At 50.2% G+C, this 12,576-nt stretch carries 11 protein-coding genes; all 11 read right to left on the reverse strand.

Annotated features, from left to right (window positions below; all coding sequences use genetic code 11):
• Window positions 1–180 precede the first annotated feature (180 nt).
• Window positions 181–2,595 (reverse strand): TonB-dependent receptor, encoded by a 2,415-nt coding sequence (locus MET42_RS0110370; protein WP_019882886.1) that lies wholly within the window; start codon window positions 2,593–2,595, stop codon window positions 181–183.
• A 102-nt stretch (window positions 2,596–2,697) separates the two neighbouring features.
• Window positions 2,698–3,561 (reverse strand): FecR family protein, encoded by an 864-nt coding sequence (locus MET42_RS0110375; protein ID WP_019882887.1) that lies wholly within the window; start codon window positions 3,559–3,561, stop codon window positions 2,698–2,700.
• Window positions 3,558–4,121, reverse strand: a complete 564-nt coding sequence (locus MET42_RS0110380; RefSeq protein WP_019882888.1) for an RNA polymerase sigma factor — start codon at window positions 4,119–4,121, stop codon at window positions 3,558–3,560. The genes MET42_RS0110375 and MET42_RS0110380 overlap by 4 nt, the downstream gene beginning before the upstream one ends.
• A gap of 127 nt (window positions 4,122–4,248) precedes the next feature.
• Window positions 4,249–5,589, reverse strand: coding sequence for a GTPase HflX (gene hflX / locus MET42_RS0110385; protein WP_019882889.1), 1,341 nt, complete (start codon window positions 5,587–5,589; stop codon window positions 4,249–4,251).
• Window positions 5,590–5,752: 163 nt separating this feature from the next.
• Window positions 5,753–6,184 carry a hypothetical protein gene (locus tag MET42_RS0110390; protein ID WP_019882890.1) on the reverse strand — a complete coding sequence of 144 codons (432 nt, stop codon included), beginning with the start codon at window positions 6,182–6,184 and terminating at the stop codon, window positions 5,753–5,755.
• Between the two features lie 42 nt (window positions 6,185–6,226).
• Window positions 6,227–6,451, reverse strand: a complete 225-nt coding sequence (gene brnA, locus MET42_RS0110395; protein ID WP_019882891.1) for a type II toxin-antitoxin system BrnA family antitoxin — start codon at window positions 6,449–6,451, stop codon at window positions 6,227–6,229.
• Between the two features lie 143 nt (window positions 6,452–6,594).
• Window positions 6,595–7,143 carry a transposase gene (locus MET42_RS0110400; protein ID WP_081624267.1) on the reverse strand — a complete coding sequence of 183 codons (549 nt, stop codon included), beginning with the start codon at window positions 7,141–7,143 and terminating at the stop codon, window positions 6,595–6,597.
• Between the two features lie 60 nt (window positions 7,144–7,203).
• Window positions 7,204–7,512 carry a hypothetical protein gene (locus tag MET42_RS0110405; RefSeq protein ID WP_019915173.1) on the reverse strand — a complete coding sequence of 103 codons (309 nt, stop codon included), beginning with the start codon at window positions 7,510–7,512 and terminating at the stop codon, window positions 7,204–7,206.
• Window positions 7,513–7,594: 82 nt separating this feature from the next.
• A complete protein-coding gene (locus MET42_RS0110410) occupies window positions 7,595–7,903 on the reverse strand; it encodes a hypothetical protein (RefSeq protein WP_232411480.1) in 309 nt (102 codons plus the stop codon).
• Window positions 7,904–8,075: 172 nt separating this feature from the next.
• Complete coding sequence (locus MET42_RS0110415; RefSeq protein WP_019882896.1) at window positions 8,076–9,458, reverse strand: efflux transporter outer membrane subunit; 1,383 nt, start codon at window positions 9,456–9,458, stop codon at window positions 8,076–8,078.
• On the reverse strand, window positions 9,455–12,556 hold the full coding sequence (locus MET42_RS0110420; RefSeq protein ID WP_019882898.1) for a multidrug efflux RND transporter permease subunit: 3,102 nt from the start codon (window positions 12,554–12,556) through the stop codon (window positions 9,455–9,457). Before MET42_RS0110420 ends, MET42_RS0110415 begins: the two co-directional genes overlap by 4 nt.
• Window positions 12,557–12,576 lie beyond the last annotated feature (20 nt).

Genomic DNA, 12,576 nt, shown 5'->3' on the forward strand with positions numbered 1-12,576 from the left:
GAACCATCACATGAATTCTCATCCTCAGAGCGATCACTCAATACCTGGCAGCCCCCTACCATCGGTAAAGAATATCCAAACCGGCAAAAAATTACACTTCACTGAAATGATTGATTGGTCATCTTCAATAAAAATGCCTTCCCGATTGCATCCAGGAAGGCACACTACATACAGATGCGACTAAAAAGTATACTTGGCTGTGATTCTGGCACTTCTAGGTTCACCGTAGCTTTCCCAAGCCCAATTGGCAGAGGAAACACCCCGATAATAGGTTTTATCCAGCAGGTTATTGATATTGAGCTGTAAATCGAGATTCTTGCTGGCTTTGTAGCCGACGATCATATCCACCAGCGTATAAGCTTTCTGTTCAACATCATCTGTCGTCCCGGCCTCTGAAGCTGTCATGTAAATCCGGCTTTGACGATATACGTTCGCACCCACTCTCCAGTTCGACCAATCGCCAAGTAAGCGATACACCGTTGTCAACTTGAACATGTGCTCAGGCGATAAGGTATTAAAACGGTCACCTTTATCATAGCTGTCATCCTTGATGTACTCTGTATTGGTATACGTATAGCCAGCCCCAACCTGCCAGTTTGGCTGCAATGCACCCTGCATTTCCATATCTACCCCACGGCTACGCACTTCGCCCGAAGCTTCGGCACAACTGGTACCTACCGTGCACTGGCTGACATCCCTGACGGCGCGCGACCGGTTATTCTGATTGACCTGAAACACGGCAATACTAGTATTCAGCGCACCATTCAGATATTCACTCTTCAATCCAAATTCGTAGTTCTCACCATCAATCGGGTGGATCACATTGCCATCGCGCCCGATACTGCTTTGCGGGCTGAAAATATCAGTAAAGCTGGCATAGAGTGAGTGATGATCATTAAGATCGTAAATCAACCCGGCATAACGCGTCACATTGCGCACGACCTCATAATCCGAGTTATTACGATAATTATCGTAGTCATACCAGTCCAGTCGACCACCCAATATCAATTTCCATTGATCTGCGAGATTCAGGCGGGAAGTCACATAAACACCATCCTGGCGTGTGCGTGTATGACCTGTGCTTGTATAAGGCAACACTGGTTTGGCCAATGCACTGCCACTCCAGTTGTAGATATCGGTATTCGCGCCGATGTATGTCGTCCGGTAATTATGGGGACTGGCGTCAAACTGGTTACGATTAGCGCCAAACGCCAATTCATGCTGACGTCCAAACAGTTCGTATTTGCCATTTACAACCAGGTCATAGCTGGATGCCTTGTTTTCCTGATCGCCGCGCCAGGCCATTAAATCACGACTGACGGTGCCGCCAGTGATTGTGCTACGCATAAAAGTACCCAGGCCATCGGTATGGTTCCACATATACGTAGTGCTCAACTTCAGCTTCCAGTCTTGATTAAAGCTGTGCTCAAGAATGGCAAAAAGACTTTTATTGTCCTGATCCAGATACTCCCAGTTATTTGCCAGGCTGACAGAACGATTCAGTTTGACATGGCTACCATCCGGATTAACTGGCAGGCCACCCCACCATGACCCGTTTGTACTGTCTTTCTGGGTAAAGGCACCCACTGTCAGTGTGGTTCTATCAGCAAGGTCTATCTCGCTAATGCCATAAAGCAGATGATTTTCATAACCTTGACCATCACGGAAACTGCCTGAGTCTTGTACAGAAGCGACCACACGCCCGCGTACCGACGCGGCCTCATTCATCGCACCACCCAGATCAAGGATGCTGCCATAATTATCCCAGCTGCCGGCATAGGCCGTGACAGAGCCCTTAAATTCGCTGGTTGGTCGCTTACGCACCAAGTTAATGGCAGCGGAAGGATTGCCTGCCCCTTGCATCAAACCGGTCGCACCACGCACTACTTCTACCCGGTCATACATCGCAAGGTTGGCCTGGGCACTGGGGATATAAGAAGACCATGGCACCAGTGAACCGTCATACATAATATTACTGACACCAAACCCGCGCGCCTCAAAATTGGGACGCCCGGTACCATCGGCATTACTGAGAAAAACCCCAGGCGTACTTTTGACCACATCCGTAATATTCAGCATGCCCTGATCATCCATGCGCTGGCGTGTAATGACTGTGACAGCCTGTGGCGTCTCACGGATGGAAAGTGGCAGGCGGGTCGCCGTACTCATGGACTGCGTCGTGTAGGACTGCGTCCCTTCAGTTAAGGATTCATTCTGGGCAATATCTTGCACCAACACTTCTGGCAAGGTGCTGACTTGCTGGTCAGTGGCCCCGACGACAGTAAAACTGTTGTTACCGGTGTCTTTGAGTATCAGACCAGAACCTTCCAGCAACTTTTCCAACGCCCGGCGCAATTCATATTTTCCCTTAAGCGCAGGCGCCGTGTGCTTTTCAGTCAGGTCAGTAGAGAAAGAAATTCTTTCTCCTGATTTTAATGCCAGTGCATTGAGGGCTTGATCCAGTGACTGGCTCGGGATGTCTAACTCCAGAGGTGCTGCCTGGGTATGCATGGCCGCCGACAGAAGCAGGCTTGCCAAGGTTAATTTGAATCCGGCCAGATTGTTTTGCCGGACATGTTGATGCATAGAAAACATGAAACTCCCCTATTAATTCACCTTCTAAATGAAGGTTTCATTAGGGTTGGCACTTGAAACAAAAAAATGTGAAGGTCGTGAAAGAAATTTTTTATTCAGCGCTTATGAGGGCAGCCTGTGACTTTTCCTGATAAGCACCTCACCATTGGCTGTCCGTGCTATTTCAACAGGCAGGCTCTGTAATAAATCCTGAATCAATGTTTCCACTGCCTCAATATCATACACACCAGATACCCGCATGCCTGCTGCAGCCTGATCGACATGAATCGTCATGGCACTATAGCGCTGAATTTCATTGACCACCTGGCTCAATGGCGCACCATTGAAGACCAGCTTGCCTTGTTGCCAGGCCGCTTCGTGATCCAGGTTGATATGATTCAAATGGCTCAAGCTACCCAGTTGTGATTCTATAGCCTGCCCTGTCGTGAGAATCTGATACTGATCGCCTGTCGCCACCTCAACCGCCCCTTCCAGCACGGCCACGCGCACGCTGTTGGTTTTTAAACGGATGTTAAAACGGGTCCCTATATCTGTCACACGTACATCCTGGGCCATCACGCTGAAAGGACGCCATCCATGGTTCACGGTAAAAGCCGCTTCACCCTGGACAAGCTGTAATTGCCGTGTGCGTATGTGATGCTCCACTTTGAGGACGCTGCTAGTATTCAGCACCACACTGCTGCCATCTGGCAGCGCATACGTGGCTTGCTTGCCAATACTGGTGGACAGGGTTTCTACCTGCCAGGCCGGATCGATCACCACGGTACCGATTGCCAGTAATAACACGGCCATGCTGATGCTACGTTTCTTCACCTTTTTACGACGCTGGCTAAGCTGTTTGGCTTCCCGCAAGATATCTTCGCTGGAAGGATACAAGGTCCGCAACTCATCTTCGTAGGATGAAAAAACATCCTTGCGCACTGCGGATACTTGTGGGGATGCCGAATGATTTGCACGTTTGCTCACAATTTACTCCCCCAACGTGATTCATAGTATTGCTGTAATGGTGGCCACTTTTCGGCAATTTCGCGTATCGCACGGCGGTAGTGCTGAGTGACCATGGTTCTGGAAATCTCCAGCTCCTTTGCGATTTCCTGCTGGCTAAAGTCATACAGCCTGTGCAGCAGAAACACCTGACGGGCTCGTGGTGGCAATCCTTCAATCACCGCATGCAAGCTAATCACATTTTGCTTGAGGGCAAGCAGATATTCACCTGACTCAGTATGCGCATAATCAGGTAACTCTTCGACCACATCAATAAATTCAGCACGGAGGTTTTCGCCACGGATACGATTGAGCGCGCCATTGGCAGATGCTTTGCGCAGATAGGCCAGTGGCTGCTGAATCTCTAATAAGATAGGGCGTTCCATCAACTTGACACACAGATCATGTACCACATCCTGCGCAAACTCACGCCCACCAAATTTGCGCCTGACATAATCAATCAAGTCATCGTAATGGGTGGTTAAGGCATGGAGCAAAGAAGGATACTTGGGCTGGTGCGACAACGGGGAATGGCCAATCATAGGGAATCAAAACAATCTCCAAATGATAACGATTATCGTTTAATTTATCCAGCGTTTCTTCAATACGTGGTTTCTCATACTGTCACATTGACTCACTAACAGTGATTGGCAGAGATCTAAGCTGTATTTATTGCACCAACAATAACTGCTCACGCAGGCTATTGATGTCATTGGGTTCGCCGCGCACAGTGAAAAAAGTGCCTTCTTCATCTGAGCGCTCGTTCAATACCTGGCAGGTGCTATAAATTTTGCCGCGTAGCTGTTGTACGGACCAAGGCAGGAAAATCTCGGTTTCAACCAAATCCTGCTGAAAGAAATCGACAATCTTCTGCCGCAGCATCGCCACTTCATCCGGGCGACGAGCACTCATCACAATGCAATCCGGGTATTTGAGGCGCAGCGCGGCTTCACACTCAACTTGTGCCGCTGCATCGCCGACATAATCTATTTTGTTAAACACACGAATACGCGGCACTACATCGGCATCGATTTCCTCAAGTACCTTATCCGTCACCTCAAGCTGACGCTCAAAACCAGGGTCGCTGGCATCGATCACGTGCAACAACAGCGCAGCATCCAGCGCCTCATCCAACGTAGATTTAAAAGAAGCCACCAGGCCATGCGGCAGGTTCTTGATAAAACCCACGGTATCGCTGACCAGCACGCGCGGCACGCTTTCCGGGTACAAGGCGCGCACCGTGGTATCCAGTGTGGCAAATAATTTGTTTGCTACCAACACCTCGCTACCGGTGAGTGCCCGCATCAAGGTAGATTTACCGGCATTGGTATAACCCACCAGCGCCACACTCGCCATCGTCTGCCGCTCCTGGCGCCGCGCACGCTGCGTCCGGCGCTCGCCATCCATAATCACAATCTCTTGTTGCAACTCGGCTATGCGGTCGCGAATCTTGCGTCTATCCAGCTCGGTATGCGATTCCCCTGCCCCACGACCACCCGCCCCGCTACGCTGCCGCCCTTGTGGCCCGGCCAATTTTGCCGCCTCGCGCAAACGTGGCGCCATATAACCCAGGCGCGCAATCTCCACCTGCGCACGCGCCGCACGCGAGCGGGCATTGCGGTGAAAAATCTCCAAAATCACCATAGTACGGTCCATCACCTCGCAACCCACTTCTAATTCCAGATTGCGTGCCTGCGACGGGGAAATTTCATGGTCAACCAGTACGGCTTCAATCTCAAGGGCATGGGGATTAAATTCTGGTGCATCAGGGTCACCAGACATACTGCGTACATAATCACGAATCTCTTCGCGCTTACCTACTCCCAGATAGCCGGTGATATCAAAGCCAGCGCGCTTCTGCACAAAGGTGTGGACGATCTTGTAGCCCAGTGTTTTTGCCAGTTCGCGTAGCTCATTCAGCGAAGCTTCAAACTCCATATCGCTGACATTTGGCAGTTGCACGGCCGCCACAACGGCATGGCTGACGGGCTCTTTAACTTCACTTTGCATGAGGGAACAACACTTCTTGAATGATAGAGGGCAGATAGTACTCGCAAATGCAGAAACCACCACTATATGCGGCGAGATAAATGAGTTGAGTAGTTATGATAGAGCGGTGTAGTTAACCAAAGAAGTTAGTGACTAGATAGTAACTAGTCGAGCCATCCCCTCATTAATTGTCTTGGTTGAACCGTTTACGCGTGAAGTAAACAATTGCCCGAACCGCCAAAAGTAGCATTGCTGGAACGAGGCAATGAAACCCGATCACCCAGAAATAGTTAAATAACGCATTTGCAGGGAGAAATCGGGTTTGATAGAGCGGATTAAGTGCGTAAGCGACTACTGCTACGAGTGGGCACACTAATAGCGAAAAGATGATTGCCTTGCATGCATTTGCAAAAGTGTGAGTGCCAAATGCTGCGGGGATAAGACAGAGAAGGACAAGAAAAGAAGGTGCCAATATGGGCCATGGAAACGCATCGGCCCACTGCGGCAAATGAACTACCTTTGAAAAGGTGAACAGTTCAACCCAAACAACCATAGCTACTGACAGTGCAAAAATACTTATGCCAAGCGCGAGCTGGTTACGGTTAAGATTTGACATGCGCTAGCACAGCTAAATGGTTAACATTTAAGATAAAGGTGTTTAGGCAGACTTTTCAAGACGCTCGGCAAGCCACACTTTAATGATTGATTGCCTGGTCACACCCAAGCGCACAGCTTCCCGGTCAAGAGACTCAATCATCCATGTAGGAAAATCGACATTGACTCGTTTTTGCGCTTGCATAGTGCGTGTTGCTTTTGATAAATCCAGCGCAGCAGTGATATCAACACTTTCATCAAACTGCTGTTCAAAATCCTTAGCTTTCATAAAGTGCTACCTCCTCGGTACGTGAGAATTCGTAGGGCGGACTCGTTTGTTTTGACCCTATTGATTATTATTCAGCGCGGAACGAAAAGTTAGAGGCTTGAGTCTGTAGGGTGGGCAACTAGTTGCCCACGCACAAACACTCGTCATTCATCACCAAACGCCCCATCCACAAAACCTAGCCCAGCACCCCAATGCTCATCATAAACGCCCGCTTTAACATATCGGTGAAACGTTGAATAAGGCCAATCTTTCACATTGCTCACCAAGCCATGTTTAAGCGGGTTGTAATGCAAATAATCCATATGTTTTGCATAATCGCTATCATCGCGAATTTGATGCTCCCAATAACGACGTTGCCAAATGGTCGATTCACGATGTTTTGTTTTGGATGCTGTCATCCATTCTGTATGGTTCAAACGCGAGCCGCAAGCACGGCTCACATAACGTTTGATAAGTTGCCAACGAAGCGCAAAATTTGCATCATGGGGTGGTAGCGTCCACATGGAATGAATATGATCAGGCAACAAAACCCATGCGTCGATTGTAAAAGGATGGTCAGTGCGGACTTTTTGGATGGCATACTTTAACGCATCACGTACATCATCGTCACAAAGAAATTTTTGCCTATGGTAAGTCACAACCGTGAAAAAGTAAGTAGCTCCAGCAGTATTAGCGCGACGATAACGTGACATGGTGGAATTGTCCGTGAGTTTTACCTCGTGGGCAACGAGTTGCCCACCCTACCTGGCTTGTTAGGAGCGTGATTTAACGAGACTTGTGTGGTATGTATTGATTTCACGACTCACCTCACCAAGTTTTTGATCTAGATCTGCATATGTATTCTGCGCGACTTGGAGCCCGCTAGGATGATTTTTGAGAAAATCTGCCATTTTTACTTGATGTTCCATTAATGCTAAGTAGTGAGTGCGCAATGAAAGCAAAGCATTCAAACGCCCAATATCGTTTGCCTTTTTTGATTCCATAGCACTCCACCGAGCATATAAGGCAGCCAAACAAGATACGAGAATTGCGAATATCGCTAAATTCATTTCACTAATCATGACAATTATCCGAGCACCTAACGTTTGAATTACGGGGCTGGCTTTAGCCAGTCCCGCTTAAATGATGGGTTAAGGTGTATTTTCATTGTATGCGCTGAAGTGTGCCCATCTCAGTTTGAGCTGTGTTTTGACCAGTAATGGTGTATCTCATGGTCATACCTTTTGCAAGGCCCTCAGTGTAGGTTACGAGCACATCATTTCCTTTTACTTTGTATGACACTTTTTCAATAACTCCAAGCGTTTCGGTTTCACCAGACCTAAACTGAATGGTCATTGGAACTAAGCCACCCATGCGCCAAGTGCCAGCCAGAGGGCCTGGGTCACTCCCTGTACATGCAGAGAGGATGAGCAATGAAAATATGATGAAAAGGGAGCTTATTTTTCTTAGCATGTTTGAAACCCTAACGTAAAGTAGTCATCTTAAATAACGCAAAACTTTGCGCCATTGATGCTTTTTCGGAAGAAAATTTAATGAGTTTTTTAACACTTTAAAACTATTATTAAATTTTAGACTATCCTAAAATACAAACATAAACCCGTCAACCAAAGCAAACATCCCAGACTCAACTCCCTCCCAGCGCCTTATACAACCCTACCTGATTCTGCAACGCCTGCTGCTGTATTTGTAACGCCTGTGACTGTGCATCCAGCACACTGCGCTGCGAGTCGAGCAATTCCAGGTACGTCACCAAACCTTGGTCCAGCTTACGTTTGACCAGTTGCAGACGGCTGCTTTCTAATTCGCTTAAACGCGTCCTGGCCGTGGACTCTTCGGCAATCGCTGCGCGTGTGCTTAATACATCCATCACTTCTTTAAACGCGGTCTGGATGGTTTTTTCGTAATTGACTACCTCGATACGCTCACGGGTTTGCGCAAGGTTGAGGTTGGCTTTGTTGCGGCCATAGTTAAAGATCGGGATGGTCAATTGCGGGCTGAAAGACCAGTAGTTGCTGCCGGTGTCAGAGAACAGTTTGGAGAACTCCGAGTTAACCAGGCCGACGTTGGTGGTGAGTTGCAAGCGTGGATAGAACGCAGCACGTGCAGCACCGATATTGGCATTGGCAGCTTTGAGTTGGTGCTCGGCAGCACGGATATCTGCGCGCCGGGTCAACAGGCTGGAAGGCAGGCCTGGCGTAACGTCAGCAAGTTTTAAATCCGCCAGAGGTTTGATGACTAACGATGTGCGCTGTGATGACTCGCCGAGCAGTAAATACAAGGCATTTTGCGTGGTGGCCAGTTGTCGTTGCCATTGTGCATATTGTGCCTGCACTTGCTCGACCTGGATTTGGGCGGCTTTGACATCCAGCACCTGATCCAAACCGGCCTCAAAGCGACGCTGAGTCCGATGCAAGGTCTGTTTGCGGTCATCTAGCGTTTGCTGCGCCAGCTTGAGTTGCGCGTGTAAAGTCAGCAGGTTGACATACTGCGTGGCGATCTCAGTGATCAGGGTGGCTTGTACCGCTTGCCGATTCTCAGTCACGGCGAGGTATTGTTCCAGCGCGGATTGCGTCAGGCTTTTGACGCGGCCAAACACATCAATTTCGTAGTCAGAAATACCGACCCCAACGCGGTACAACTCGGCCTCAAATGCCTGGCTGGAGCTGAACACAGTGCGACTACGGTCGTACGTCAGGTTGCCCTGTATGGTCGGCAGGCGGTCGGCTTTTTGTATGCCGTAAGTGGCCTTGGCCTCGTCCATGCGCAGCACGGCCGTTTTCAGGTCACGGTTATGCGCCAACCCCACTTGTATCAGTTGCTGTAAATCGGCATCAGGGAAATAAGTTTGCCAGGTGAGCGGAGGCGCTTCAGTCACCGTGTCATTCACTGGCTGGCCTGGGTAAGCCTCAGGCACCGGCGCAGCTGGCCGGAAATACTCAGGCATCAGCGAGCAACCGCTGGCCGAGAGAATAAAACCCAGTAACAATGTGAGTCGACTTAATTTCATGCAACATCCTTGGTCGCCGCTGGCTTGTGCATCCAGCGCCCGACCACCATAAAAAATAACGGGACAAAAAAGATCGCCAGCAAAGTCGCCGTGACAATGCCACCCAGCACGCTGGTGCCGATCGCAACTTGCGCGCCCGACGCAGCGCCGGTGGAGAATGCCAATGGAATCACACCTACACCAAAGGCCAGTGAGGTCATAACGATTGGCCGCAGGCGCTCTTTGGCTGCCAGCAAACTGGCTTCAAGCAAAGGCATGCCTTGCAGCACATGCTCGCGTGCAAACTCCACGATCAGGATAGCGTTTTTGGCAGATAAACCAATCGTCGCAATCAAGCCTACCTTGAAATAAATATCATTGGGCAAACCACGGATAGTCACGCCAAGCAACGCGCCCAACACACCCAGTGGCACCACCAGCATCACGGCGAACGGAATGGCCCAGCTTTCATACAAAGCCGCCAGCACCAGGAACACAATCAGGATAGACAAACCGAACAGCATGATGGCCTGGCTGCCGGATTGCTTTTCTTCGAGTGACTGCCCGGCCCATTCGAAGCCTATGCCCTTGCCCAACCCTTGTACCAGTTTTTCGATCTTCTGCATGGCTTCGCCGCTGCTATAGCCAGGCCCGGCGCCGCCATTGATATTAAATGACGGAAAGCCATTAAAACGCGTGCGTTGTGGGGTACCCATGGCCCAGTCCAGCGTCATGATGGAAGACAGCGGTACCAGGCTACCATCGGCAGCTTTGAGGCGAATTTTCTTGATATCTTCCAGCGTCTGCCGTTGTTTGCCATCGGCTTGAATCAGCACCCGGCGCACCTGGTTGCCATAGACAAAATCACCAAGATAATTAGAACCAAGCAAAGTTGCCAGCGAATCATTGATTTCATCCAGCGAGATGCCCAGCGCATTGGCCTTGCTGCGGTTAAGCTGCATATTGACCACTGGCGTATCGTATAAACCGGCAAACAAGACATTCGCCAACTCGGGATGCTTGATCGATTCGGCAATCAGTTGATCGCGTGCCTTCATCAGGGTTTCTATGCCAACGCTGGCACGATCTACCAGTTTCATATCAAAACCACCCACGCTACCCAACTCTGGCAGCGGTGGCGCATTCATGGCGAAAATACTTAAATTGGGTCGGCCATAAAATTGCTGGTTAACGCGGTTCACAATCGCCTGCACCTGCTGCTCGGTTTTGGGCCGCTCGGACCAATCTTTCAGCGTGATAAACAGCATGCCACTATTGGTGCTGGTGCCGTAAAAACTAAACCCGCTGACTTCAAAAATGATATCGACCGGCTCGTGTTGCTGGATATAACGGCTCATATCGCCCAGCACTTCGGCGGTTTCCGCCAGCGTCGCGCCTTGTGGCAACGACACCATGACCATAAAGTTACCCTGGTCTTCTTCTGGCAAGAAGGCACTTGGCAAGCGCATAAACAGCCAGCCGACCAAGGTCACGATGAGTGCAAATACGCCCAGCCAGCGCAGTGGCTTGTTGAGCAAACCGCCGGTCAGGCGCGTGTAACGCTCGGTCATACACTTAAAGCTACGGTTAAACCAGACAAAAAAGCGTGCTTTAGGGCTGGTTTCATGGCGCAACAGCGTGACACACAAGGCAGGTGTCAGCGACAGCGCCAGAAAGGCCGAGAAGCTGATCGACACCGACAATGCCAATGAGAACTGGCGGTAGATATTGCCCACCGCGCCACTGAAAAAGGCCATCGGGATAAATACCGACACAAGCACAGCGGTAATGCCTACTACAGCGCCACTGATCTGCGACATGGCTTTAATAGTCGCTTCGCGCGCAGACAAGCCTTCATCGACAATCAGGCGTTCAACGTTTTCCACCACCACGATGGCATCATCCACCAGGATACCAATCGCCAGCACCACGCCAAACATGGTCAGCACATTGATGGAATAACCCAGCCAGTACATGACGGCAAACGTCCCCATCAGGGCAATCGGCACCACGATGGTCGGAATCAGGGTCGCGCGCAGGTTCTGCATAAACAGGTACATGACCACGAATACCAGCAGCACCGCCTCAACCAGCGTTTGAATCACTTTTTTAATCGAGATAGACACAAATGCCGAGGAGTCATACGACAACTGGAACACCACATTCGGTGGAAAGTATGGCTGCATTTGTTCCATCGCGACCTTGACGCGCTTGATGGTTTCTACTGCATTCGAGCCCGGCGACAGTTTAATCGCCATGCCGGCGGCATTTTTGCCATTGACTTTAGAGCTATAGGTATAGTCACTGCTGCCCATTTCCACGCGCGCCACGTCCTTCACCAACAAGGCCGAGCCATCCGCCTGGCTGCGCAGTGGCACATTGGCAAAGTCTTCTACCGTTTTCAGCGTGGCTTCGGCTTCGAGCGTCACACTCAATGGCGCGCCATCCGGCACACCACTGGCACCGACCTGGCCCAAGGTCAGGCGTGTATTGTAGCTACGCAAGGCATTGGATATTTCGCTGACGCTGACATTCAAGCCCGCCATTTTCTGCGGGTCCGGCCAGATACGCATGGCGTACTCCGGGCTGAATGACTGCACCTTACCCACACCTTGCACGCGTTTGAGCGTAGGCATGACCGTGGCAGAGGACAACTCGCCGAGGTCAATCTCACTGTAACGGTTATCCTCTGAGGTCAGTGACACAATCAGCTGAAAGCTATCCGCCGATTTTTCCACCATGATGCCGCTACGACGCACAATTTCCGGCAAACGCACTTCAACACTTTTGAGGCGGTTTTGCACATCGACGGCCGCCAGGTCAGGGTTGGTGCCCTGGCGGAAAGTCACACTAATAGAAGCCATACCCTGGTTGCTGGTGGCAGACACATACATCAGACCTGGCATACCATTCATCTCGCGCTCGATAATCGAGGTCACGGTTTCTTCGACCACTTTGGCCGATGCGCCAGGATAGGTTGCAGCGATATTGACGACGGGTGGCGCGATATCAGGATACTGTGCAATCGGTAATTGCTTGATGGCTATTAGACCTGCCAGCACAATCAGGATGGCAATCACCCAGGCAAAAATCGGGCGATCAATAAAAAAACGACTCATGGCCTGCTTCCCTTAACTTG

This window comes from Methylophilus sp. 42 (assembly GCF_000384155.1).
Lineage (GTDB): Bacteria > Pseudomonadota > Gammaproteobacteria > Burkholderiales > Methylophilaceae > Methylophilus.